Annotated in this window: 18 protein-coding genes; 3 read left to right on the plus strand and 15 right to left on the minus strand. The window is 72.8% G+C overall.

Translation table 11 applies throughout. The features are described 5' to 3' along the window. Positions 1 to 6: 6 nt before the first annotated feature. The 15 genes from ACIBMZ_RS26050 to ACIBMZ_RS26120 form a co-directional block, all read right to left on the minus strand. Positions 7 to 4,188: an ExeM/NucH family extracellular endonuclease gene (locus ACIBMZ_RS26050; RefSeq protein ID WP_396698143.1), complete on the minus strand. Its 4,182-nt coding sequence runs from the start codon at positions 4,186 to 4,188 to the stop codon at positions 7 to 9. A gap of 229 nt (positions 4,189 to 4,417) precedes the next feature. Next, the gene (locus ACIBMZ_RS26055; protein ID WP_396698145.1) at positions 4,418 to 6,265 is read right to left on the minus strand and encodes a BTAD domain-containing putative transcriptional regulator; all 1,848 of its coding nucleotides are present in this window, start codon (positions 6,263 to 6,265) and stop codon (positions 4,418 to 4,420) included. Positions 6,266 to 6,367: 102 nt separating this feature from the next. Next, positions 6,368 to 7,318: a Gfo/Idh/MocA family protein gene (locus ACIBMZ_RS26060; protein WP_396698147.1), complete on the minus strand. Its 951-nt coding sequence runs from the start codon at positions 7,316 to 7,318 to the stop codon at positions 6,368 to 6,370. Further along, complete coding sequence (locus ACIBMZ_RS26065; protein WP_396698149.1) at positions 7,302 to 8,174, minus strand: inositol monophosphatase family protein; 873 nt, start codon at positions 8,172 to 8,174, stop codon at positions 7,302 to 7,304. The genes ACIBMZ_RS26060 and ACIBMZ_RS26065 overlap by 17 nt, the downstream gene beginning before the upstream one ends. Before the next feature lie 280 nt (positions 8,175 to 8,454). Continuing rightward, the gene (locus ACIBMZ_RS26070) at positions 8,455 to 8,988 is read right to left on the minus strand and encodes a flavin reductase family protein (RefSeq protein WP_396698151.1); all 534 of its coding nucleotides are present in this window, start codon (positions 8,986 to 8,988) and stop codon (positions 8,455 to 8,457) included. Beyond that, the gene (locus ACIBMZ_RS26075) at positions 8,988 to 10,496 is read right to left on the minus strand and encodes an amino acid adenylation domain-containing protein (RefSeq protein ID WP_396698153.1); all 1,509 of its coding nucleotides are present in this window, start codon (positions 10,494 to 10,496) and stop codon (positions 8,988 to 8,990) included. The genes ACIBMZ_RS26070 and ACIBMZ_RS26075 overlap by 1 nt, the downstream gene beginning before the upstream one ends. Beyond that, entirely contained in the window at positions 10,493 to 11,158 is a 666-nt protein-coding gene (locus ACIBMZ_RS26080; RefSeq protein WP_396698155.1) for a 4'-phosphopantetheinyl transferase family protein, read from the minus strand. The genes ACIBMZ_RS26075 and ACIBMZ_RS26080 overlap by 4 nt, the downstream gene beginning before the upstream one ends. After that, positions 11,155 to 12,258: an acyl-CoA dehydrogenase gene (locus tag ACIBMZ_RS26085; RefSeq protein ID WP_396698157.1), complete on the minus strand. Its 1,104-nt coding sequence runs from the start codon at positions 12,256 to 12,258 to the stop codon at positions 11,155 to 11,157. Before ACIBMZ_RS26085 ends, ACIBMZ_RS26080 begins: the two co-directional genes overlap by 4 nt. Next, positions 12,251 to 13,402 carry an acyl-CoA dehydrogenase family protein gene (locus ACIBMZ_RS26090; protein ID WP_396698159.1) on the minus strand — a complete coding sequence of 384 codons (1,152 nt, stop codon included), beginning with the start codon at positions 13,400 to 13,402 and terminating at the stop codon, positions 12,251 to 12,253. Before ACIBMZ_RS26090 ends, ACIBMZ_RS26085 begins: the two co-directional genes overlap by 8 nt. Continuing rightward, positions 13,399 to 13,653, minus strand: a complete 255-nt coding sequence (locus ACIBMZ_RS26095) for a phosphopantetheine-binding protein (RefSeq protein ID WP_396698161.1) — start codon at positions 13,651 to 13,653, stop codon at positions 13,399 to 13,401. The genes ACIBMZ_RS26090 and ACIBMZ_RS26095 overlap by 4 nt, the downstream gene beginning before the upstream one ends. 5 nt (positions 13,654 to 13,658) lie before the next feature. Beyond that, on the minus strand, positions 13,659 to 14,924 hold the full coding sequence (locus tag ACIBMZ_RS26100) for a type III PLP-dependent enzyme (RefSeq protein WP_396698163.1): 1,266 nt from the start codon (positions 14,922 to 14,924) through the stop codon (positions 13,659 to 13,661). Further along, entirely contained in the window at positions 14,917 to 16,425 is a 1,509-nt protein-coding gene (locus ACIBMZ_RS26105; RefSeq protein ID WP_396698165.1) for a class I adenylate-forming enzyme family protein, read from the minus strand. Before ACIBMZ_RS26105 ends, ACIBMZ_RS26100 begins: the two co-directional genes overlap by 8 nt. Further along, entirely contained in the window at positions 16,422 to 17,654 is a 1,233-nt protein-coding gene (locus ACIBMZ_RS26110) for an acyl carrier protein (RefSeq protein WP_396698167.1), read from the minus strand. The genes ACIBMZ_RS26105 and ACIBMZ_RS26110 overlap by 4 nt, the downstream gene beginning before the upstream one ends. A 69-nt stretch (positions 17,655 to 17,723) precedes the next feature. After that, positions 17,724 to 18,944 (minus strand): inositol-3-phosphate synthase, encoded by a 1,221-nt coding sequence (locus ACIBMZ_RS26115; protein ID WP_396698169.1) that lies wholly within the window; start codon positions 18,942 to 18,944, stop codon positions 17,724 to 17,726. Between the two features lie 62 nt (positions 18,945 to 19,006). Further along, on the minus strand, positions 19,007 to 20,281 hold the full coding sequence (locus tag ACIBMZ_RS26120; RefSeq protein ID WP_396698171.1) for a DegT/DnrJ/EryC1/StrS family aminotransferase: 1,275 nt from the start codon (positions 20,279 to 20,281) through the stop codon (positions 19,007 to 19,009). 105 nt (positions 20,282 to 20,386) lie between these two features. On the opposite strand from ACIBMZ_RS26120, the gene ACIBMZ_RS26125 reads away from it, so the two are divergent. The 3 genes from ACIBMZ_RS26125 to ACIBMZ_RS26135 are packed head-to-tail and all read left to right on the plus strand — an operon-like array spanning position 20,387 to position 24,233. Continuing rightward, positions 20,387 to 21,505: a glycosyltransferase gene (locus tag ACIBMZ_RS26125; protein WP_396698173.1), complete on the plus strand. Its 1,119-nt coding sequence runs from the start codon at positions 20,387 to 20,389 to the stop codon at positions 21,503 to 21,505. An 11-nt stretch (positions 21,506 to 21,516) separates the two neighbouring features. Next, a complete protein-coding gene (locus tag ACIBMZ_RS26130) occupies positions 21,517 to 22,950 on the plus strand; it encodes a condensation domain-containing protein (RefSeq protein WP_396698176.1) in 1,434 nt (477 codons plus the stop codon). Positions 22,951 to 23,009: 59 nt separating this feature from the next. Further along, positions 23,010 to 24,233, plus strand: coding sequence for an MFS transporter (locus tag ACIBMZ_RS26135; RefSeq protein WP_396698178.1), 1,224 nt, complete (start codon positions 23,010 to 23,012; stop codon positions 24,231 to 24,233). The last annotated feature ends 20 nt before the right edge of the window (positions 24,234 to 24,253 follow it).

The following is a 24,253-nucleotide window of genomic DNA, read 5'->3' on the forward strand; positions in this document are numbered from 1 at the left end:
AGACAACTAACCGCAGGTGAGAGCGGGGAACGGCGCCTCGACCTCGGTGGTGACGGGCTGGCCGTTGACGGTACCGGTGACCTTGACCGTCGACGTACCGGCCGCCACCGTCTTGGCCCGGGTGTTGAACGCCTGGAAGGCGGTCTTGCCCGGAGCCACATCGGTGACCTTGCGCGAGCCGTACGGGGTGACCAGCTCGATGGTGAGTGCCACGTCGTCGGCGTTCTGGGCGCTGACCGAGACGTACGCGTTGGTGCCGATGCACTGGCTGCGGGCCTGCACCGTGACGTCCCACTCCGGGTCGCCCTGCCCGACGGTCGAGCGCGGCGTGGTGTCCGCGGTGACCGGCGAGTTGGCGGCGAGGTAGTTCGTCAGCATGGTGAGGTCGTTGTCGCCGGTGGTGACCCGGTCGGTGCCCCCACCGAGGGTGGTGAAGTTGTCCCCACCGGCGGCGAGGAACGAGTTCACCGTGACCCGGTAGGTGGCGGCCGGGTCGATCGGCGCGCCGTTGAGCTGCATCGAGGTGATCCGCGAGCCCTGCGCGGCGGCCGGGTCGTAGGTGTAACTGAAGCCCTTCGACACGCCCAGCCAGAGCAGCGGACGGGACGCGCCCGCCGGCTGCCACTGCTGCTCCAGCACCTGCTTGATCTCGGCACCGGTGTAGGACTTGGTGACCACGTCGTTGGAGAACGGCTGGACCGAGAACGCGTCGGCGTAGCTCACCGTGCCGTCGGTCCGGTACAGCAGGTCGGCCCGCAGACCGCCCGGGTTCATGAACGCGATCTGCGCCCCGCCCCGGCCGGCGTCAGCGGTGCCGGCGAGCTGCACGTCGGCGATGAAGTTGCCCAGCGCCGACTCCTTGCCCCGGTCCTCGTTGCCGCCGGTGTAGGCCCGCCGGATGTCGGCGGTGATCTCACCGAGCTTGCGCTGACCCAGCTCCTCCGCCCGGACCTTCGCGGCGGCCACGATGTCGGCCACCGCCGGGTCCTGCGGCGCACCGACCACGTCGACGAGCGAGGCGTCGGCGGCGGTGACCGAGCCCGACTGCGGGTCGAAGGTCAGCGTGACCTTGCCCAGCCGCTTGCCGTAGTCCTCGGCCTGGACCACCGGACGCAGCTTGTCGGTGCCCGGGACCGGGACCTCGAAGGCGTACGGCTGGTGGGTGTGGCCGCTGAAGATGGCGTCGATGGTGGCGTCGACCCGGGTGAACTTGCCGAAGACCGGGTCGTTCGCCAGGGCCTCGGGGGAGTCGATGTTCTCCGTGGCGGCGCCCTCGTGCGCGAGCAGCACCACCACGTCGGCCTCACCGTTGTCCGGGTTGCCGTCCTTGAGCTGGGCGGCGACCAGGTTGGCCTCGGTCACCGGATCCCGGAACGTCAGGCCCGCGATGCCGTCCGGGCTGACCAGCGACGCGGTCTGCTCGGTGACCACGCCGACGAAGCCGACCTTGACCCCACCGATGGTGTTGACCGAGTACGCGGGCAGCGCCCGGGAGTCGCCCCGGTACACGTTGGCGCCCAGGATCGGGAAGTCGGCCCGCTCCATCACCCGGTCGGTCAGGTCGGTCATGCCCTTGTCGAACTCGTGGTTGCCCACCGCCGACACGGTCAGCCCGGCCTGGTTGAGGAAGTCGATCGTCGGGTTGTCGTCGTCGATCGCCGAGATGAAGGTCGACGCGCCGATGTTGTCACCGGCGGAGACGAACGCGGTGTTCGGGTTCTGCGCCCGGAGCTGGTCGACCAGACCGGCGAGCTGGGCGGCACCGCCGACCGGCTGACCGTTCACGGTGGCCGGGGACTCCAGCCGACCGTGGAAGTCGTTGATGGTCAGCAGTTGCAGGTCCACCGGGGCGGCCCCGGTGTTGAGCCCGACGATCAGCGGATTGTGGTCGCTGGCCCGGTACGGGTCCGGTGCGAAGAACGAGGCCAGGCCGTCGTACTGGAAGGCGTACGACTCGACCGCGTTGGTCTGCCAGACGTCCACGCCGGTCACCCGGTCCGCCAGCGACGGCGAGGCCAGGGCGTGGTCCAGCGAACCGGACTCGCCACCGAAGACGTAGCTCGTCTTGCCGGTGTCGTTCAGGTTGGCGTACTGCTTGCCGTAGAGGACCTGCATCGGGTCCTCGTGGGTGTACGAGTTGAAGTCGCCCAGCAGCAGCACGTTGTCGGTGCCGCTGTCGGTCTTGACCCGGTCCACGAAGGTCGCCAGCGCGGTGGCCTGCCGGACCCGGTCGCCGTTCCAGCCGCCCTGACCGTCCCCGGCGTCGGCGTTGTCGCCGGAACCGGCGCCGCTCTTGGACTTGAAGTGGTTGACCACCACGGTGAAGTCGAGCGGTCCGGCGGTGAAGGTCTGCGCCAGCGGCTCGCGGGCGTTGAACCAGACCGACTCGTCGTTCACCGAACGGGACGGACCCTTCGGCTGGGTCTTGGCCGGCTTGAAGATGATCGCGGTGGTGATGACGTCCTGCTGGGCGGCGCCCGGCAGCTCGGTCGGGGTGCGGACGTAGTCCCAGGTGCCCGCGCCGTCCTCGGTGTTCAGGGCGGCTACCAGGCGCTTGAGCGCCTGCTGCGGGTCGTTGGTGTTGAACCGGACCGAGTTCTCGATCTCCTGGAGCGCGACCACGTCGGCGTCCAGCGCGCTGATCGCCGAGACGATCTTCGCCTCCTGCTTGACCAGTGCCGCCTCGTTCGCGGCACCGCGTGCGTCTCCGCCGAAGTGGACGAAGTAGTTCAGCACGTTGAAGCTGGCCACCCGCAGGTCACCGCCGACGTTGACCGGAGCGGCGGTACGCGGGTTGGTGGACTTGAAGGTGGTCCGGGCGGCCGGCGGGGTGTCGGCGTCGACCGGACGGGTCGGCTGTAGACGCCACTCGTTGAAGGCGTACGACAGCACCGACGGACCGAACGCCTCGACCGAGTCGCCGACCCGCAGCGGGGCGGCCGGGGAGACGTACGGCGGGAGCAGCCCGGCGTTGGCCAGGTTGGTGGTCTTGCCGTCGTCGACCAGCAGTCGGCGCGCCTTGTTGTCGGCGGCGAGCTGGAGGGCCGCCTCCGAGCCGGGGCGGGCCTTGTCGGTGGGGGTGGCGGCGGGCTTGTCACCGGCGGTGAGGACGACCTCGCCGAACCGGTTGGTGTTGTAGACCTCGGAGACGGCGTACGCGCCGACCGGGGCGACCAGCATCGACTCGACCGACTCGCGGGCGTCGTCGCTCAGCGGCAGCTCGACCGGGACCGGGGCGGGCAGCGGTGCGCCCTGCTCGCAGACCTGGACGTCGCTCTTGGCGCCGATGGTGAGCTGGGTGAGGCCGTTGAACTCGCTCGCGGTGCCGCTGACCCGGATCCGGTCGCCGATCGCGACCGACGGGTGGTTGGCGGTGTTCGTGGTCAGGTAGACGAAGACCGCGTCCGAGGCGGTCCCGGCGGCGACGGTGCGCTCCCCGCCGCTGCCCGCCGTCTGCACGTACACGCCGTTGTAGCCACCGGTGCGGTGGTCGGCGGTGACGATGCCCTCGACGGTGACCCGGGTGCCGGCCAGCGGCGTGGCGTCACCGGTGCCCTGGACCGCGGCGATGGTGCGGTCGACCGTGATGGTGCAGCCCAGCGGCGGATCCGGGTCCGGATCGGGGCCCGGGCCGGAGTCGCTGTTGCGCACCCCGAAGCTGTTCGGTGCCGGGGGCCGCCAGGTGCCGTCGATCTTCTGAAGGGAGTGACCGACCGGGGTGGAGCCCGTCTCCTCCACACCGATGTCGACACCGGTCCGGCCGTTCGCCGGGCCGCCGACCGCGGTGAAGGTGCCCTCGTAGGTGAGGAACTCGGCGACCCCGCCGTCGGGCTTGACCAGCGCGACGCCGTCGGGCGCGCCGTTCTGGATGCCGTCGGCCGGGTACGACGCGACGACGACACCCGCCGCCGGGACGGCACCGCTGAGCGTCCTGGTGTTGTACGGCGCCCCGTTGGCACCGTTGTAGAGGACGATCTGCCAACCGCTCAGGTCGAAGCCGACCGGCGCCTCGATCTCGATCGCCTCGCCGACGTCCGCGCCGACGTTGTCGTAGTGGATCTCACTGATGAACGGCGTCGTGGGCACCGGGTCGGCGAACGCGGCGGTGCCACTGGAGAGGGTGAGCGCGGCGGCGGTGACCAGTACGCCCGGGATTGTGAGTAGTCGTGTACTTCTTCTTCGCTGCATGTGCGCGGCCTCCGAGGGTTAGACCTCGGGAGGATAAGCGCCGCCGGTGTCCGTACGGGAGCCACCAGATGTACTAAAGCAGGGGAAAGTCGGTGGCGTGGACCACCAGCCTGGCCTGCCGGGATCGCCGGTTCCGCGCTACCGCGAGCGCTGTCGTGCCCGGCGTCGACGCGCTCGACTTCGTCAAGGTGCCTGCCGATGCCCTCCGCACCGGCCCAACGCATACCGGTCAGGCGACCGGCGAGAGTCGAACGCGCGGGGTGGCGCACTCGCGGGCGAAGATGCGCAGCAGAACGGGCAGGTGGAAACGCTGCCCGGTGCCGTCCGAGTCGACCGGCACCAGCAGGTTGTGCGCGACCAGGTCCTCCACCACCCGGTTGGCCAGCGGTCGGGGCAGGTGCAGGATGTCGCCGGCACTGGACTGCGTGATCAGTGAGTCACTGCTGGCCAGCGTGTTGAGCGCGGCCCGCGTCTGGGGTGTGAGCGCCTGGTAGCTGCCGGAGAGACTGTGCCGGACCGAGATGTCGCCGACCACGAGCTCCTCCAGCCGGTTCTCCTCCTGCTCCAACTGTTCCGCGAAGCTGGGCAGCGCGATGCCGGGCTGGGCGGCGATCCGGCTCCCCACGATCCGCAGCGCCAACGGCAACTCGTCGCAGGCCGCCGCGATTCGGCCGAACACCTCCGGCTGCTCGCGTACCCGCTGCTCACCGGCGATGGTCGCCAGCAGTAGCACCGCGTCGCCCCGGCTCAGCGACCCGAGGTTCAGTCGCCATCCCACGTCGAGGTCGAGCAGGCGGTGCCGACTGGTGATCAGCACCAGACTGCGGCCCGCACCCGGGAGCAGGGGCCGGACCTGCTGGGCACACTCGACGTCGTCGATGATCAGCAGTAGTCGCCGATCGGCGAGCGTGCATCGCAGCACCGCGGCGCGTTCGCGGACGTCCTCGGGTACGTCGGTCAGCGCGACGCCGAGTTCGACGAGCAGTTCCCGCATCAGGTCGGCGGTGCTCCGGGGCGTACCGGCGGCGTGGTCGAAGCTGACGAAGAGTTGCCCGTCGGGAAAGAGTTCGGCCAGCTCGTAGCCGCTGGCCACGGCGAAGCTGGACTTGCCGACGCCCGGTGCCCCGGTGACCAGCACGACGGCCGCGTGCTCGTCGGTGCCGACGGTGTCCGCGATGGCGCGTAGCTGTCCGGCCGCGGCATCCCGTCCGACGAGGCGGGGCGGCTTCATCGGCAGGGCCCGCCGACCGGCCGGCGGATCGGGGACGGTCGGCGGCGGTGTTCCGCTCCCGAGGACCGCCGTCCGACCGCCGGGCGACCGGACCTCGGTCGAGTCGGCGTCGAGCGCGAGCTGGAGTGCCCCCTGGAGGGGTGGACCCGGATCGATCCCCAGTTCGTCGACGATCACCCGCCGTGCCTCCTGGTAGGCGGCGAGCGCCTCCGCGACCCGGCCTTCGAGCGTGAGCGCGACGACCAGTTGGGCCTGTCGCGGCTCGTCGAGCGGCTCCTCGGCCACCATCTGCCGCAACTGCGGGATGACCGCTGCGGGTTGCCCGAGTCGCAGCCGTACGTCGATCAGCGCGGTCACCGCCCCCCGGCGTTGTTCCTGGAGCGCCACGGCGAACGCGGTGACGTCGGTGCCGAGGTCCGGCAGATCCTCCAGCGGTCGACCGTGCCACTCGTCGAGGGCCTTGCCGAGCATGTCGACGGCGGTGTCCAGACGGTCCTCCCGGGCCGCCCGATGTCCCTGGTCGACGAATCGCAGGAATCGCAACAGGTCGAGTTCGTCCTCCTCGACCCGCAACTGGTAACCGGTGCCGTCGCGGACCAGTCGGTCGGCCGAGTCCCCGACCCGGTGCAGGAGCTGCCGCAGCCGGTGCACGTACGTGCGGACGTTGTGCAGCGCCGAGGCGGGCGGGGAGGTCGGCCAGATACCGTCGATGAGGCGATCGGTGGCCACCGTCCGGCCGGGGTTCATCAGCAGGATGGAGAGCAGAGACCGGGGTTTCGCTCCGTTGATCGGAAGTGGACCAGCCTCGGTGGCCAATGTCAACGGGCCGAGCACATTGAACTGCATCGAATTCTCTCCCCCTGCAGGACATCGCCGGTGAGCGATTTCTTCAATTCGCAATCCCCGCCGGGAGGGAGTAGTAACACGGCCACCAGATGATGAAAACAGTCACCGATCGGGCTTTGTCACACCGCAAACGGACACCGCCGCGCTGGCCTGGTACGCAGCGTCGAGCACCGCCGCCGCATCCGCCGTGCCCGCCCCGGTGGACCGTCCGGTGCCTACCAGGTCCACGAAGTCCTCCGCCTGACGGGCCAACGCGGCGTACATCGTGGCGTCACCGTCGGCCGGGTCGACGAAGGCCAGGCGTACGTGGTCACGGGTGCCGAAGACCTCCACGCTCGCCATGTCCCCGCCCCGGTGGTGCCGCCCCAACGACACGAGCGCGGTGGCACCGTCGGAGAGGCCCAGCAACGCCTGGGCGCTGTCCACGTCGTGCCCGCGTACCGCCGGATCGGTCACCGGCCCGGCGGCCTGACCGGCGACCCGGACCACCCGCTGCCCGGTCAACCACTGGATCTGGTCGAACTCGTGCACTCCCATGTCGACGAAGATGCCGCCGCTGCCGGTGCGGAAGGCCGCCCCCGGCGGCTCACCGTCCCACTGCAACGCCGCCACGAAGAGGATCTCGCCCAGCTCACCGGCCGCGATCCGGTCCCGCAGCTCGCCCAGCGCGGGCACGAAACGGCGCCAGTAGGCCACCTGGAACGGGATACCCGCCGCGCCGGCCACCCGGCCCGCCTCCCGCGCCTCGGCGGCGGTCAGCCCGGCCGGCTTCTCGCACAGCACCGGCAGTCCGGCCTTGGCCGCGGTGGCGATCAGCGCGCCGTGCCGACCGGTCGGCGCCGTCACCAGCAGACCGTCGGGCACGGTCTCGGCGAGCAGGTCCTCGACCGAGGCGTACGTCGGCAGCCCGGCGACCGCCGCCCGGGCCGCCGGCACCGGATCGACCACTGCGGTGACCGCCACCGTCCGGTTGCCGCTGAGCGCGCGCAGGTGGTGCCGGCCCATCCGGCCGGCACCCACCAACGCGAGTCGGAAATCAGGACTGCTGGTCATCTCGCCACTCCTCCTCGTCGGGGCGTTCGTCTCCGGTCGGGCCGAGCCAGTCCGTCAGCGCCGCCACCACCGCAGGTGCGCCGGTGGCGAAGACGCGGCGTCCCGCCCGCCGCCAACGCCGACTCGTACCGCCGGTCGCCTCGATCAGGGCGGTACCGGCGGCGATGTCCCACGGCGCCGGGTCGAAACTGACGAAGGCGTCCAGCTCACCGGTGGCCACAGCCGCCAGGTCGCAGACGGTCGAGCCCGAGTTCCGCAGGTCGGCGACGTGGGGCGCGACCAGACTCAGCAACCGGTACGCCTGACGGCGCGGACCGGGCGTGTTGGGGACCGCGAACGCGACCAACGCGTGGCCCGGAACCGACGTCCGGTCCACCGTCACCGGGACGTCCCGGCCGTCGCGCACCTCGCCACCACCGAGCACCAGACAGGCGCCCGTGGCCGGTTGGAGGATCGTGGCGGCCACCACCCGACCGCCGCCCGTGCCCCGCCCGTCGGCCCCGCCGGTGTCGCCCCGGTCCGCCGCGACGGCGATGCTGACGGCGTAGCGGCTCAGGCCGTGACTGAAGTTCAGCGTGCCGTCGAGCGGGTCGACGATCCAGCGCAGGCCCGAGCAGCCCGTGGTCAACCCGGACTCCTCGGCCAGCACCGCGTCCTGCGGCCGGGATCGGGCGATCAGACCCAGGATGGCCCGCTCGCTGGCGTGGTCCGCGGTGGTGACCGGGTTCTGGGCCGCGCCGCCCTTGTAGGACAACCGCACCCCCCGGTCGCACACCTCGCGGATCGCGTCCGCCCCCGCCCGCGCCGCACGGACGCTGAGATTCCGCAGATCAGTAGGAGCCGCCCCGACGCTCATGCCGCCCCTCCGCTGCGCTCCGGGCCGGCATTTCCACCGAGCCTGATGATTCGCTCGCTGCGCTCGCTCATGCCGTCCCTCCGCTGCGCTGCGGGTCAGCATTTGTGCTGGGCCTGATGATTCGCTCGCTGTGCTCGCTCATGCCGCCCCTCCGCTGCGCTGCGGGCCGGCATTTGTGCTGGGCCTGATGGTTCGCTCGCTGTGCTCGCTCATGCCGCCCCTCCGCTGCGCTGCGGGCCAGCATTTGTGCTGGGCCTGATGATTCGCTCGCTGTGCTCGCTCATGCCGCCCCTCCGCTGCTCACTCCGTCGGCTACGCGGGCGTAGTGGCCGTCCACGAAGAGCAGGGGCGGCTTCGGGCGCAGCAGGCCCGACGACCGGACGACACCCATCAGCACCATGTGGTCACCGGCCGGATCGGTCCGGACGGCCTCGCAGCCGAAGTACGCGACCCCGTCGGTGAGCAGCGGGCATCCGGTGGCCCGTTCCGGACCGGTCGGGACGTCCGCGAAGCCCTCGGTTCCCGCCGGTCGCCCGTGCGAGGCGAACCAGGCCGCCTCGGCGCGCTGGTCGTCGGCGAGCACCGTGATCGCGAACCGGCCGGTCCGGCGCACCGCGTGCAGCAGTCGGCAGTCGTGCTTGAGGCAGATCAACAGCATCCGGGGGTCCAGCGACACGGTGGTGAACGAGTTGACGGTCATGCCGACCGGCCCGTCCGAACCTCGTGCGGTGGCCACCGCCACACCCGTGGCGAAGCGGCCGGCGACCGACCGGAAACCCCGGTCGGTGTCGACCCGACGCGACACGTCGGTCATCACAACGCTCCTCTCGTCTCGCCGGCACCCGAGTCGACCAGGGCGGCTATCCGGCGTCGGTCGGTCTTGCCGTTGGCGTTCGTCGGCAGCGCGGGCACGTGGTGGACGCGGCTCGGCACCATGTATCCGGGCAGCCGGTCGGCACAGCTCCGCCGCAGCTCCCCACCGATCCCCTCGGTGCCGGTGTAGACCGCTTCCAGGCAGGTGCGCTCGCCCGCGCCGAGCGCCAGCACCACCGCGTCCTGCACCCCCGGGTGGCCGCGCAGGACCATCTCGATCTCGCCCAGCTCGATCCGGTAGCCGTGCATCTTCACCTGGTCGTCGAGGCGTCCGTGGTGGACCAGGACGCCGTCCTCGCGGCGGACCCGGTCACCGGTGCGGTAGTACCGCCACCCGTCGTGGGTGACGAAACGGTCGGTGTCGTCGGCCGGGTCGGCGTACCCGGTGAAACACTGCGGTCCCCGGACGCAGAGTTCGCCGTCGTCGTCGACGATCTCGCCGGTCTCGGACCGCAGGATCGCGTCCAGGTGCGGGTACACCTCGCCGATCGGGACGGTCCCGTTCGAGGTGACCGGCCAGTCGGCGACCTCGGCGGGCAGTCGGTGACCGGTGCAGGTCACGGTCAGCTCGGTGGGGCCGTACAGGTTCTCCAGCACGCTGTTCGGGGCCGCCTCGGCCCAGGCCCGCGCCTGTTCCAGAGTCAGCGGTTCACCGGCGAACAGGCTGTACCGCAGGCCCGGCATGGCACCCGGCGACAGCATCCGCATCCGGCGGGCCAGGGACACGACCGACGGCACCGAGAACCAGCCGGTGATGCCCCGGTCGTTGACGAAACGCACCGGCGTCAGCACCTCGTCGGGTTGCGGCACGACGAGCGTCGCCCCGCTGCCCCAGGCGACGAACATGTCGAAGACGGACGGGTCGAAGGTCAGGTCGAAGTTCTGCGACAGCCGGTCACCGGGCCCGATCGGATACCGGTCGAGGCAGTACGCGAGGTAGGCGTCGACGTTGCGGTGCCGGATCGGTACGCCCTTCGGACGGCCGGTCGAGCCCGAGGTGAACAACGTGTACGCCACGTCGTCGGGAGCGCCCCCGGTCGGTGGCACGGGCGTGCCGTCCCGGGAGTCGTCGAGGCGTACCGGCACGGCACCGGTCCGGGCCGACAGGTCGGCGGCGACGGCGACACCCGTCTCGTCGACCACCACGACCTCGACCCCGCCGCCCCGGCACACCTGCACGTTGCGGGAGGCCGGGAAGGTGGGGTTGAGCGGCACCACGACCGCCCCGACGCGCAGCGCGGCCAGGTAGCCGACGTACGCGGGCAGGCTGCGGGCGGCCAACAGACCGACGGCGGCGGGCCGGCGGCCGTCCGGGTGGCAGAGCCGCCCGGCCAGGTGCGCGACGAGGTCGTCCAGCCGCCGGTACGTCACCGCCTCCGCGCCCACTTCGAGAGCGATCTCCTCCGGCGACCGCGCGACGCTGCGCTGGAACCACTGGTACAGACTCACGGCGTTGCTCCCTTCCTGTCGTCGATCGGTTCCCAGGCGCAGCTCCACGGCGTACCGCCGGTCGGCGGGAGCGTCCGCCAGCGCAGGTGCCGCCAGCACCCGTGCTCCTGGTCGGCGCCGACCGGTATCCGCCACGGCCGGAGACCCAGCCCATGCCCGGTGGCCTTGGCGCAGGACTCCTGCACGGTCCAGACTTGGGCCACCGTCGTGTCGCGGGTGGGCCGGTCGTGTCGCAACAGCGTGGCGGCGTCCTGCGGACAGCAGCGCCGCACCAGGGCGTCACCCACCGGGTACGGCTCCTGCACGTCCACCCCGACCGCGCCGCCTCGGGTGTGCACCGCCGCCGCGACCACCGCGCCCGAGTGCGCCAGGCTGACTTCGAGATCCGGGCGGCCCGGCAGGTACGGCTGCCCGCCCGCGCGACTGCCCACCGACAGGTGCCCGGTCCCGGCCGGGGCCACCGCACCGACCAGTGCGGTCAGCAGTCGCCGCGCGGCGACCCGCTCGGTGACCCGCCAGCGGGGCAGCCCCCGACCGGTGTCACCGGCGGGGCCCTCCGGCGTCCTCGGGGCACCGATCGGCGCGTAGGCGGCGAAGACCCCGTCGGGCAGCGCGACCGCCACCGCGCCCGGCATCCCGGGAAGCCGGTATCCGCTGCTCATGGCCCGCTCCCGAGCAGGTCGTCCGCGTGGTCGGCGAGACCGGCGAGCATCGTCCCGGTGGCACCACCGGCGATGCCGAACATGGCCGCCTCGGTACGCAGCGCCGCCTCGCCGCCGTCGCGGAACGCGTCCGCGCCGCGCAGGTGCACCGCCTCGGCCGTGATCGTCTCGGCCGTCTCGGCGGCGGCCACCTTGAGCACCATCCCGGTGGCGGTCGACGGGGGACCGGGTGGCCCGTCCAGCAGGGGCGCGCACAACGCGTCGAGTTGACGCAGGGCGACCAGGCAGCGGGCGTACCGGTCGCGGACCGCCGGGTGGTCCCAGAGCGTGCCGTCGGCGGCGGGCCGGGACCGTAGCCAGTCCCCGAGCCCGGTCATCAGTCGGCGGCAGAGCGCCCGGGACCAGAGGGCACCGGCCAGCCGTTCGACGCCGACCTGTCGGGCGAACCCGGCCAGCGCCCGACCGGGCCGACCGACCAGCGCACCAGGTTCCAGGGCCACGCCGTCGAACCGGAGGTGTCCCACTCCGGACCCGGCGAAGGCCCGCCCGGCGGACTCCACCGTCACCCCCGGCGTCGACCTCGGCACCAGCAGCCAACAGAAGCTGGTGAAGTGTCGGGGCTCGCGGTGCCGGGCGAGCACCAGGGCGGCGTCGCAGGTGGTCGCGTTGGTGATCCAGTCCTTGCGGCCGTCGACGGTCACCGCGTCGTCGCCGAGCTTGGTCCGGGTGGTGGCGTCGAGCAGGTCCGAGCCGGAGGCATCGGCGTCGGTGACGGCCAGCGCCACCACCGTCTCACCACGCACCATGCCGGCCACCGTGTCGGCGACCGGTCCGGTGGTGGCGGCCTCGGCCAGCAGCGGCAGCACGGTGGCCACCTGGACGCAGACCGAGAGGGTCACGCCCAGCGGGCTGTGGGCGTCCAACTCGGCCAACAGGGCCGCCAGTCGGCGCGGGTCCGGTTGGGTACCGCCGTCGGGGTAGAGGGCGGCGATGACACCGCCGGTGCCCAGTGCCCGCCACAGGGCCCGTGCGTCGGCGGTGTCCGCCCCCGCCAGCGCGGTACGCAGCGCGGCGGTGAAGTCGGCGGTCGACTCAGGCAAGACGCACCCCCGGGTCACGCAGCGCCAGCGCCCCGTTGGCCAGCCGCAGCCGGTCGTTGCCGTAGTTGAGCGACGCCGACCGCAGGTCGCGGAAGGCGCGCTCCACCGCCAGCGGCGAGCCGGTGAGGTATCCGTGCCGCAGCCCGACCAGTTCGACCAGCTCGTGCACGGCGGCGAACGACTCGTCGGCGGCCCGGATCTTGAGCGTGTTGAGCAGCGACTGCACCGGCGCGGCGGACATGTCGGGTGCCGTGTCGACGACCGACACGGTGTGCCGCAGCACGGCGTTCGTGGCGTCGAGCCGGGTGCGTATCCCGGCCAGGCGCAGCAGCACCAGCTCCGACGAGGGGGCGAACTGCCGCCGTCCCGCCTCGCTGCGGGCGTGCCGCAGCACCCGCGAGTACGCGCCGGCCGCCGTGCCGAGCCACGCCGCCGCCCAGCCGATGTGGGCCAGCGGCGCGAACACCCGGGTGGCGATGTCGCGGAAGCCGCCGTGTTCGCCGACCACCTGCCACTGCGGCACCGCGCCGCGCAGACGCATCGGCACGCTGTGCGTGGCCCGCATGCCCAACGGCTGCCAACCACCGGTCACCTCGATCTCCACCTGGTCGCGGGCGGCGTAGACCAGGTCGACCTGGGTGGCCGACTCGGCCTGCGGTGCCAGTGTGGTGATCAGGAACGCGTCGGCGTACGGGCCGCCGGTGACGATCGGGGCCTGCCGGTCGACGCGCAGCATCTCCCCGTCCTGCTCCAGCCCCGACTCGGAGGTGAGCAGGTGACCGCCCTTGCCCGGCTCCGTGGTGACCGAGCCGAGGTACAGCTCGCCCCGCGCCACCGCCGGCAGCACCTCGGCGCGCAGCTTCTCCCCGGCGTACGCGGCGAGCGCCGCCACCTGCTGACAGTGCATCGTGAAGACCATCGCCACCGACATGTCCACCCGACCCAACGCCTCGGTGACGTCGACCATGTCGGTGAGCGTGCCGCCGGGCCCGCCCTCGGCGGTCGGCACCAGCAGCCCCAACAGCCGGGTGCGGCGCATCGCGTCCAGTGCCTCGGTGGGGAACGTAGCCGTGGCGTCGGCGGCCTCGGCGTGCGCGGCGGCGACCTCCACCACCGTGGTCACCGCCTCGGCGTACCCGGTCATCGGGCACCACCGCCGACCGGCGTCCGCAGCTCCTCGACGACGTGCCACAGCCCGCCCGCCGTGGCGAACGTCGAGTCGACCAGCTTGTCGTCGGGAACGGCGACGCCGAAGGTGTCCTCGATGGCGAAGAGCAGCTCGATCTCCCGCATCGAGTCCAGGCCCAGGTCGCGCAGGCGGGACTCCTCGGTGATCTCCTTGTCTCCGGCGAACTTGAGGAACGGCCGGAGCATCTCGGTGAATTCAGCGTTCATGACGGTCACCTCTCGTCTCGTGGGTCGGTCGGGTCGGTCGGGTCGTCCGGTGCGGTGCCCGGCGTCCGGGTCAGCGTCAGCCGGGACGTCTCGACGACCTGCTCGCCGTCGCAGACGACCTCCAGCGGCGCCGGATGGCCGAGGAAGGCCAGCAGGCTCGCGGAGAGCCCGTACGCGCCGACGTTCGGCACGCTGAGCACGTCACCGGGGCGTACGTCGGGCAGCGTCGCGGCGCGGGCCCAGGTGTCCAGCGGGGTGCAGAGCGGACCGGCCACGATGGCCCCGGTCAGCGCCGACTCGTCGGCCGGATCGGTGGACCCGTCCGGGTGCAGGGCCGGGACCAGCGGCGGCAGTCGGCGCAGGCCGGACATTCCGCCGAGGTGGTTGATGCCGGACTCCAGCACGATCACGGGTGTGCCGTGCGAGTGCTTGACGTCCAGTACCCGGGTCAACAGGGACCCGGCGGTGGCGGTGAGGAAGCGACCGGACTCGAACGCGATCACCGGGTTCCCGTCCGGCCAGCCCGGGAAGAGGCCGTCCAGTGCCGTCCGGACCTGCGCGTCGAGCCCGGTCAGGTCGGCGTTGTGCCCGGCGCGGGCGAACGGCGCGCCGAAGCCACCACCCAGGTTCAGCAGCGTCAGCTCGATGCCGAGCATGTCGCGCAGCCGGTGCGCGGTGGCGGCGGCGGAGGCGAACTGGGTCACCAGCGCGTCCACCGACTCGACGTTGCTGCCGGTGTAGAGGTGGAACCCGGAGACGACCGCCGCCGACCGGGAGCGGAACGCCTCCGGCTCGCGTTCGATCCAGTCCACGTCGGCGCCGAACTGCGAGGCGACGCCGGTCATGGTCAGCCCCTGGCCGGGATTAGGCATCCGGTCGTTGACCCGCAGCAGGCAGTGCAGCGTGGTGCCGAGCCCAGCGGCGATCCGGTCGGCCTGGTCGAGGGCCCCCGGCGAGTCGACCGAGAACCACCGCACGCCCGCCTCGACGGCCCCGACCACCTCGGCGTCGCGCTTGCCGGGGCCGGTGTAGAGCATCCGGTCGCCGGGCACACCGGCGGCCAGCGCCGTGGCCAGTTCGCCGGGGGAGCAGATCTCGGCACTGCACCCGGCCTGGTGCAGTGTCGCCACGATGGCCGGGTGCGGGTTGGCCTTGAGCGAGTAGTAGAGACGGCTGGGCGTGGGCAGGGCCGCGCGCAACGCGGCGTGGTTGGCGCGTACGGCGGCCAGGTCGTAACGGTAGGCCGGGGTCTCGAAGGGCAGCTCAGCCACGACGCTCACCCGCCAACCGGGCCAGCGCGCGGCGGTCGACCTTGCCGTTGCCGTTGAGCGGCAGGCTCGGCAGCACCACGCACCGCGCGGGCACCTTCATCTCCTCCAGTTGGCCGCGCAACCGGTGCAGGATGTCGTCGGCCGCCAGCTCGGCGACCACGAAGAGGGTGGCGCCGTCGCGGCCGTCGGCGGGCGGCAGCACCCCGGCCACCTCCACGCCGTCCACCCGGTACGCGGCGGCCTCCACCTCGGTCGCGCTGACCCGGGTCCCCTTCTCCTTGTAGACGTCGTCGCGCCGACCGGCGTAGTGCACGTAGCCGTCGGCGTCCACGTGGCCGTAGTCGCCGGTGTGCAGTTGCGGGAACAGCCCGTCGCGGCGGACGAAGCGTTCGGCGGTCAGTTCCGGGCGTCGCCAGTAACCGGCCATCACGTGCGGACCGCGCACCACCAGCTCACCCGGGGTGCCGGGGGGTTGCCGCCGACCGGTGGAGTCCACCGTGAAGATCTCGGTGCCGGGCAGCGCCCGGCCGGACGCCCCCGGCCGCCGCAGGTCCTCGTCCGGCGGCATGATGGCGGCACGCTTGCACTCGGTGAGTCCGAACATGAGTTGCACCCTCAGGTCGGGTAGCGCCTCGCGCAGACCGGCGAGCACCTCGGGCGGCATGGTCGCCCCGGTGTTGGTGATCAGGCGCAGTCGTGGGCGTACCGCACCGGGGCGGCGCAGCAGTCGCAGCAGGTTGATGGCGAGCGACGGCACGCAGGGCAGCACGGTCGCCCCCGACTCGCGCAGCGCGACCAGCAGGCGTCCGCCGGTCTGCCCGGTGTCGCCCAGGTGCAGCCGACAACCGGCGACCGTGCTCAGGAAGATCTGGTACAGGCCGTAGTCGAACGAGGTGGGCAGCACGTCGTGCACCACGTCGTCGGGCCGGTACGACAGTTCCGCCTGGATCGCCCGGGCCGCGAAGGTGACCTGGGCATGAGTGGAGACCACCGCCTTCGGCATGCCGGTGCTGCCCGAGGTGTAGATCAGGCAGACCGGATCCACCGTCAGCGGCGGTGCGGCGGGTGACCCCTCGCGGTCGGCCCCCGGTGACGCGCCCTGCGCCGCCTCGACCAGGTCGGCCGAGGCGCGGACGGCGACGTTCCGGCCCCGTGCCAACCCGCGCAGCAGCGGGTCGTCGGTGACGGCGAGCACCGGTTCGGCGTCGTCCAGCACGTGGGCGAGGGCGACCTCGGGAGCGGGCACCCGGATCACCGCGAAGACCGCACCGACCCGGGACACCGCGTACAGCAGGGCGGGCAGGGTGGCGTCGGCGGTCACCGCGACCACCACCCGGTCACCGCGCCGTACGCCCTGCCGGTGCAGCCAGTCGGCGAGCCGTCGGCTGCGGACGTCCACCTCCCGATGGCTGAGGCGGGCCGTACCGTCGCTGACCGCGTCGGCGTCCGGCCACCGCGACGCGGCCCGATCGATCAGGTGGTGCAGCAGGTCGGTGCTCATCGGTGACCTCCGGCGCGGCTGGCGTCGGCGAACATCGCGCACAGCGAGCCGACGTCCCGCAGGTCCGCGGCGGAGAGCGCGGTGGCCGGAACCTCCACGCCCAGCCGCCGCTCGACCCGGTCGATGACGTCGACCAGCCGGAACGAGTCGAAGCCGGGCAGGTCCCGCAGCACGTCCGTGGAGCGCAGGCGGTCCTCGTCCAGGTGCAGCGTGTCCCGCAGCGCGCCGAGCACCGCCGCCCGCACCGGGCCGCCCCCGGCACGCGGGCCGTCGTCGCCCGCAGCCGGAGCGGCTCCGATCGCCTCCACCGCCGAGAGGTACTCGTCGACCAGCGCGCCCAGCGCGTCGGCCAGTTCGGGGGAGGCAGGGCGTCCCGCCTGGGCGCGGCGCAGCGCCACGTAGCTGCGGGCGGAGAGCTGCTGCCACTGCTGCGCCTGCCCGGCCAGCGCGGCGGCGGCCTCCGGGCGGACCGACTCCAGCCAGTGCTCGTGCACCTGACGGGCCCGTCCGAGCAGCCACACGTCCAGCACGAACCGGTGCAGACCGTCCACGGTGGTCAGGCTCTCGGTGAGCGCGGCGAGATGCGCGGCCACCGCCGGGCGGGACCGACGGGCCCGCTCCGCGTTGCCGGCCAGCATCTCCGGCACGTCGAGGACGGGTGCCGGCCCGGCCGTGATGGCCAGCGTGTCGGCGCCACCCGCCAGTGCCGCGTCGAACTCGTCCACCGGCAACCGCCACACCCCCGGGCGCGCGGGCCCCCAGGCGGTGTCGTTGTGGTACGCGTCCACGACGGTCACCGCGCCGGAGGCGTCGCCGGTGGCGAGGAAACTGTGCCGCATGTGCTCGTGGCCCTGGTACGGGCACCAGGGCAGGTCGTGGGCGTCGGCGATGACGTACAGCGGTTGACCGGTGGCGAACAGCCGGCGTACCCGTGGCCCGTCGAGTCGCGTCCACCGGCCCTCGACCCGCAGGCCGAGCAGACCCACCGCCTCGGCCGCGCGGTCTTCGGGCGTGGTCTCGACGGTGGGCAGCCCGGCACGGTCCCGGGTGCGGAACTCGACGCGGGCACCGAGGGCGAGATGGCTGCCGGTGCCGTGCGCGTGGTCGGCCAGCAGCGCGAAGCTCGTCTGGAGGCAGTCCAGCGCGGCGGCGCGCAGCGCGGTCAGGATCGGTGTCCACACCGGATCCCCGGTCCGCCGCTCCGGCCGGTTCTGGGTGGGTGGGGGCATGGGAGGCTCCTCGTTGCTACGGCGGGCGGTACCGCCGGCGCGGTCACCCGCGCCGGCGGCGTGGACGGCTCAGCTCTCGGCCTCGCGGTCGAGGCCGTTGGCCCACTCGGTGAGCACCCGGGCCTGGTCGGCGAGGGCGTGCTCGTCGGAGCCGATCGGGTCCTTGAAGAAGAAGCCGAACTCCTCGACCGGGCCGACGTGACCGGCCCGGTGCGCGGCGGCGGTCAACCGCGCCAGGTCCAGCACCAGCGGTGCGGCGAGCGTCGAGTCGACACCGCTCCAGGTGAGCTGCATGGACATCCGGACGCCGAGGAAGCCCTCGAACGAGACGTGGTCCCAGGCGGTCTTGTGGTCGCCGAGGTCCGGCACGTTGTCGATGTGCAGCGGTGCGGTCACGTCCTCGCCCAGCAGCGCCGGCAGCACGCCCGACTTGGAGCTGAGCTTGCTCTTGGCGTTCGCCGGGTCCTCCAACGTCGCCCCGTCGCCGCCGCCGAGCAGGTTGACCCCGGCCCAGGAGAGCACGTGCAGCGCACGGCAGGTGAACATCGGTGCGAGTGCGGTCCGCAGCAGCGTCTCACCGGTCTTGCCGTCCGATCCGGCGAAGGGCACCCGGTGGCGGCGGGCCAACAGCTCCAGGGCCGGCAGCCGCGCCCCGGTCGACGGGGTGAAGTCGACGAACCCGCAGCCCGCCTGGAAGGCCGCGTACGCGACGACCGAGCTGGGCGGCAGCACCCGGGCGTCCGGGTCGGCCAACGCGCGGGCCAACGCCTCCAGGTCGTCGTGTTCGGGCCGGAAGTCGACGGGCGGTTCGGTCGACGACACGTTGACCACCACCACCCGGGCCAGCCCGTGCCGGCTGCGGAACTCCTCGATGTCGGCGGCCAGCCGGTCGATCGCCTCGGCCTGGCTGCCGGTGTGGGACCGCGCGTCGTAGCCGGTGCGCAGTTCGCGCTCGACCTCGGGCAGGCTGCCCCGCACGGCGGCCAGGACCGGGGCCGGGATCACGCCGGAGTCGACCAGCGCCTCCGCCTTCTTCTCCAGTGGTGTGTCCACCACGTCGTGCCCACCGACGACCATGTCGGTCCACCTCACCAGCGGCGCGTCGCGCAGCATCTCGGTGTCGGTGACGCAGCCGGTGGACCGGGTCATCCCGGCCCGCAGCGCCAGCAGGCCGGTGACGGCGGTGGTGGCGACCGAGCCTCGGGCGCCGTTGAGCCACAGGCCGATCGGCCCGTCGGAGGTCTGCGACGAGGACGTGCTCTGCGAGGTCTCGCTGTGCGTGACGGTCACGGGTAGGTCCCTTCTCTGGGCGCGCCGGGTCGGTGGCGCGCGGTTCGGTGGCGGGTACGGGATCAGCGGGCCAGCACTTTGCCGAGCGCACCGGCGATGTCGTGCATGTCGGGTTCGGTGCCGAGGAACGTGCTGTGGTGGGTCTGCACGGTGTGCGCGGCCAGCCACTCGGTCCTGGGGTAGGCACGGTCGCGGTGGATCGCGCTGAACCGCTCGGCCAGCGGCGCGAGCAGGGGCTTGGTCCAGGGCTGGAGCAGCGGGCTGCGGTGCAGCGGCTCGTCGGTGACATAGAAGCGCTTGCCCAGCTCGGCGGTGAGCGCGCTGGCCACGTCGGCGTTGTCCATCCCGGCGGGCAGCTCGTCGAGGACGATGGTGCCCTCATAGATGGAGATCCGGGTCTGCGCCGGTGCGGGTTGCAGCAGGCGTACCCCGTCGAGGTCGGCCACCAGTTCGGTGAGCAGGGCGTAGTTGCGGTTCCGTACGGTGTGCTGCTGGTCCAGGGTGCCGAGTTGGGCGCAGGCCACGGCGGCGGAGAACTCGCTCAGGCAGAAGTTCGCGCCCTGGATCCCGGCGCTCTCCTCCAGGTCCAGCTCGCCCGGGGCCGCACGGTCGGCGCGGTAGCGACGGGAGTCGGCCCGCAGCTCCTGGAGGACCGGTGCCAGGGTGTCGTCGTCGGTGACCACGGCACCGCCCTCACCGCAGGTGAGGACCTTGCCGTGCTGGAAGCTGAAACAGCCGATCCGGCCCAGTGAACCGGCCTGGCGGCCCTGCCAGGTGGCGCCGTGCGCCTGGGCGCAGTCCTCCACGATCGAGATGTTCCGGGGCGCGGTGACCGCGTCCAGCGCCGGGATGTCGGCCATGTTGGAGGCCCAGTGCACGGCCACCACGGCGCGCGGGTCCACCGACAGGTCGAGGTCGTCCGGCCCGATGCAGCCGGTGTCGGCGTCCACGTCGACAAGCACCGGCACCAGCCCGGCGCGGAGCGCGGCGGTGGCCGAGGCGGTCCAGGTCAGGGCCGGGACGAGCACGGTGTCACCGAAGTCGAGGCCGAGGGATTCGAGGGCCACCACCAGCGCGCTCGACCCGTGGTCGACGGGCACGCAGTGACGGGTGCCGACGTAGCGGGCGAAGTCGGCGGCGAACCGGCGCTCGAACAGCGGGGTGTCGCCGCAGGTCGGGCTGCTGATCGCCCACCGGCCGCCGTGCAGCACGGCGGCGAGGTTGCGTTCGGCGTCCGGTGCGGGGACCGGCCAGCGGGGCCACGGCCGGTCCGGCGGTCGGAACGGTCGGCCGCCGTCGACGGCGAGCCTTCGGTCGGTACGGATGGAGGTCGTCATGCCGTCGACACTGCTGCCGGTCGATACATCCTCCGTACACATCGGATACCGGCGGATGTCGATGCCGTGTATCGGCGCTGTATCGGCCTGGCCGACCCTCGGGACATGAGCCGATCCCCGCAGTCATCCCGCAACGAGCCGACCGCACCACCCGGCGTCGAGCGCGGCGTCTCGGTGGTCATCCCGGTCAAGGACCGGGTGCCCGAGATGCGTCGGCAGCTCCGCAGCCTGCACCGCGCGGCCCGGAACTGCCCGGAGCCGGTGGAGGTGGTGGTCGTCGACGACTCCGCACCGGCGGCGGCAGCCGCGCACCGGGCCGCCTGCGCCCAGTACGGCGCCCGTTACGTACGCGGCCCCCGGCACGTAGGGGCCAAACGCAACCTGGGCGTCCGGCACGCCCGCCACGACCTGTTGCTGTTCACCGACTCCGACTGTCGCGTGCCGGAGGACCTGATCACCCGGTACGCCGCCCGGCTGCGCGCCAGCGGCGACGAGGTCGCCGGAGTCACCGGGCCGGTCCTGGTGGAGCCCGGCGAGAGCGCCTTCTTCCGGGTGATGAGCCGCTCATACCTGCTGCTCGGTGACCTGACCCGGCCACTGCACCACGCGCGGGTGTCCTGGGGCGCCGGGGCGAACACGGCCGTGAAACGCGTCGCGTTCGACGCCGTCGGCGGCTTCCCCGAGGACTCCCCGATGCCGATCGGCGGCGAGGACCTGCACCTCGGTCTGCTGCTGACCGACGCCGGGTACGCGCTGCTCGCCGAGCCCGAGGCGGTCGTCACCCACGACACCTCGGTCGCCGACACCCTCGGTGCCGTCGCGTACCGGTTCACCACGTACGGGCGATCCGAACAGTGGCTCTGCGTGGCCCACCCGCACCGCCGCCGGTTCGTGCTGAACACCGTCAGCGCGCTCGCGGTGACCGCCGCCGTCGGGCTGGCCACGGCGCGGCGTACCGGCGGACGCAGCCTGCTCGCGGTGCCGGCCGTCGCGGCGGCGCTGGTGGCCGCGAAGACACCCGGTCGACTCGGTGACGACCGTGGCCCGCGTGCCCTCGCCGAATCGGTGGCCTGCGCCGCGATCGAGACCCTCTTCGACGGTGCCGCCTTCGTCACCGCGCTCCGGATGCGCCGCCCGGACCTGCTCTTCACCGGATTCCGCGCCCCGAACGAGGCCGACTACCAACCGGTCGCCCCGTCGCGGGCGGAACCGGTCGCGGCGTGAGAGGAGCCGGCGTGCCGACCACCCTGCCGCTGGCCCCGAGCCAGCAGATGATGTGGGAGTTCATGACCGCCCTCGACCCGGCCCACCCGGGCGCCGCCCGGCTGGTGGTGGTGGAGTTCCGCCGACTCTCCGGCCGACTCGACGTCGACGCGTTCGCGCAGGCCGTGCAGGACGTGATCGACCGGCACGACGCGCTGCGGACGCGGTTCGTCCGGATCGGCGTCCGGCCCGAGATCGAGATCCTGCCCCGGGTCCGGTCACCCCTGGTCCAGGTGGACCTCACCGGCCAGTCGTCGGCCGCCCAGCAGGCCCGGATCGAGCAGATCGCCTACGAGCACCGCACGGTCGCGTACGACCCGACCGAGGCGCCACTGTGGCGGGCCGCGTTGATCCGGCTCTCCGCGACCGAACACGTCCTCGCGCTCTGCTTCTTCCACATGGTCTCCGACGGCTGGTCGTGCCGGCTGTTCGTGGAGGACCTCTGCCACGCGTACGCGGCCCGACTGGGCGCGGTCCCGCCGCAACCGCCGCTCGGCGTCGACTTCGCAGGGCTCGCCGCGATCCAGGAGACGGAACTGGCCGGTGGCGGGGTCGACGCCGCCACCCGGGCCGCCCACTGGCGGGACCGGCTGCGGCCGGTGTCGCCGTACCAACTCTTCCCGGCCGGCCCACCGGCCCCCGACGCCGACCTGAGCGCCGAGGTGGCCACCCGCTTCGCGATCCCGCCCGAGGTGGCCGCCCGCCTGCGCCCGGCCGCCCGGCGGGCCCGGACCAGCCCGTACGTCCTGCTGCTCGCCGCCTACCTGGTGATGCTGTCGCTGCGCGCCGGTCGGGAACGGATCGTGCTCGGCACCACCACGCTCGGCCGGGAGAGTCCGCTGTCGCAGCGGCTGATCTGCCAGTTCACCAACAACGTCTACGTGCCGGTGGAGATCGCGCCGGACGCGCCACTCGGTGCGGTGGTGCGTGCCGCCCACGCCTCGCTGACCGAGGCGATCGCGCACGTGGCGCCGTTGCACCGGGTGGCCGAGGCGGTGCACCCGGCCCGGCAGCGCCCGTGGCCGGACAGCCACCTCTTCGACGCCTGGTTCCAGTCGGCGGCCACCGCCTCCCCGGTGCTGCACTGCCCCGGGCTGCGGGTCGAGCCGCTCGACATCACCGCGCGTCCCACCCCCGGCACACCGGCGCCGGTGGTCGCCGCCGACGTACCCGCCGACTGCCTGCCGGTCTGGCTGAAGCGGGGGTCGCCGATCGTGGTGGTGGACGACGACCGGGCCGGCGGGGTCTTCATCCGCAACCGCAGTTTCTTCGACGACGACCTGGTCCGGGGGCTGATCGACGACTACCTGGCGGTGGTCGCCGCCTTCGTCGACGACCCGGACCGCCGCCCGGCGCAGCTCCGGCTTCCTGACGGCGCGTGCTTCTTCGATCACACGACGGGGTAGAAGAGGCCGGGAGGGGCGGGGACCAGGATCCAGGCCGACTCGGGAGAGGTACGACGACCATGACGGACACCTCGACGCACCAGCACGCCGACCGGGCGACACCACCGGTGCCGCGAAGCGCCGTCCGGGCCCGCTACTCGGTGGTGCTGCTCTTCGTCATCATGGGCCTGGCCATCGGCGGCTGGTCCTCCCGGGTGCCGGACGTCCGCGACGCGGTCGGCCTCGGCAACACCGGCTGGGGCCTGGCGAACATCGCCACCAACGCCGGTGAGCTGATCTCGCTCGTGGTGGTCGCGGTGCTGATCAGCCGGATCAACACCCGCCGCCTGGCGCTGGCCGGTGCCGCGCTGATCCTGGTCAACGCGCCGCTGCTGGCCGCCTCGACCACGGTCGTGGCGTTGGTGGGCGGGCTCGCGGTCTGGGGCTTCGCCGCCAACCTGCTGGCCACGCCGATGAACGCGCAGTCGGTCGAGGTGCAGAAGCAGTACGGCCGACCCATCCTGTCCACGTTCCATGCCGGGTTCAGCATCGGCATGCTCGCCGGTGGGCTCTCCGGCACCGGAGCCGCCGCCGTCGGTCTCTCCCCGTCGGTCCAGATGGCGATCACCAGCGCCCTGCTCGGCGCGGTGCTGATCGGCACCCAGCGATGGTTGCCGGACACGCCCCGCCAGGAGACCAAGGAGGGTGAGGCGCGCCGTCGGCTGCGCGACCGCTTCACACCCCAGTTGCTGCTGCTCGCCGCGATCGCGTTCCTGGCCTCGTTCGTGGAGATGGCGGGTGCCCAGTGGAGCGCCCTGTACGCCACCGAGGTCGCCGCCGCCGGGGCGGTGCTGGCCGCCGCGACGTACACCTGTCTCTCGCTGGCCGCCGCCGGTGCCCGACTGGTCGGCGACACGCTCGCCGGGCGGATCGGCCGGATCCGTTTCGTCCGGCTCTCCGCCCTGGTCGCCGCCGCCGGGCTGGCGTTGCCGCTGGCCGTGCCGCACCCGGCCGCGGTCATGGCCGGGTTCGGCCTGCTCGGCTTCGGTCTCGCCTGCGTGACGCCGACGGTGCTCGGTTTCGCCGGTGAACAGCCCGGCCTGACCTCCGGTGAGGGGGTCTCGGTGGTGGCGATGGGTCAGTGGCCCGGTGCGCTGCTGGCCGCACCGGTCATCGGTCTGCTGGCCGGTGCGCTCGACCTGCGGCTGGCCTTCGTGGTGGTGCTGGTGATGGTGCTGGCCGTGATCGTCCTGGTCGGTCGGGTCCGGGCCGGCGCGCTGCCGGGCGAGGGTGCCGGCGGGTGAGGTCGGTCCGCGCCGCCGGG

The sequence above is a fragment of the Micromonospora sp. NPDC049900 genome, from assembly GCF_044461025.1.
Lineage (GTDB): Bacteria > Actinomycetota > Actinomycetes > Mycobacteriales > Micromonosporaceae > Micromonospora.

What these genes read in the sequence shown, in the direction of transcription:
- ACIBMZ_RS26070 (WP_396698151.1), bottom strand. Translation starts at nt 8,988, where the DNA reads ATGACCGACGTGTCGCGTCGGGTCGACACCGACCGGGGTTTCCGGTCG.
- ACIBMZ_RS26090 (WP_396698159.1), bottom strand. Translation starts at nt 13,402, where the DNA reads ATGACCGGGTACGCCGAGGCGGTGACCACGGTGGTGGAGGTCGCCGCC.
- ACIBMZ_RS26095 (WP_396698161.1), bottom strand. Translation starts at nt 13,653, where the DNA reads ATGAACGCTGAATTCACCGAGATGCTCCGGCCGTTCCTCAAGTTCGCC.
- ACIBMZ_RS26060 (WP_396698147.1), bottom strand. Translation starts at nt 7,318, where the DNA reads ATGACCAGCAGTCCTGATTTCCGACTCGCGTTGGTGGGTGCCGGCCGG.
- ACIBMZ_RS26120 (WP_396698171.1), bottom strand. Translation starts at nt 20,281, where the DNA reads ATGACGACCTCCATCCGTACCGACCGAAGGCTCGCCGTCGACGGCGGC.
- ACIBMZ_RS26080 (WP_396698155.1), bottom strand. Translation starts at nt 11,158, where the DNA reads ATGAGCAGCGGATACCGGCTTCCCGGGATGCCGGGCGCGGTGGCGGTC.
- ACIBMZ_RS26055 (WP_396698145.1), bottom strand. Translation starts at nt 6,265, where the DNA reads ATGCAGTTCAATGTGCTCGGCCCGTTGACATTGGCCACCGAGGCTGGT.
- ACIBMZ_RS26135 (WP_396698178.1), top strand. Translation starts at nt 23,010, where the DNA reads ATGACGGACACCTCGACGCACCAGCACGCCGACCGGGCGACACCACCG.
- ACIBMZ_RS26065 (WP_396698149.1), bottom strand. Translation starts at nt 8,174, where the DNA reads ATGAGCGTCGGGGCGGCTCCTACTGATCTGCGGAATCTCAGCGTCCGT.
- ACIBMZ_RS26105 (WP_396698165.1), bottom strand. Translation starts at nt 16,425, where the DNA reads ATGAGCACCGACCTGCTGCACCACCTGATCGATCGGGCCGCGTCGCGG.
- ACIBMZ_RS26110 (WP_396698167.1), bottom strand. Translation starts at nt 17,654, where the DNA reads ATGCCCCCACCCACCCAGAACCGGCCGGAGCGGCGGACCGGGGATCCG.
- ACIBMZ_RS26050 (WP_396698143.1), bottom strand. Translation starts at nt 4,188, where the DNA reads ATGCAGCGAAGAAGAAGTACACGACTACTCACAATCCCGGGCGTACTG.
- ACIBMZ_RS26125 (WP_396698173.1), top strand. Translation starts at nt 20,387, where the DNA reads ATGAGCCGATCCCCGCAGTCATCCCGCAACGAGCCGACCGCACCACCC.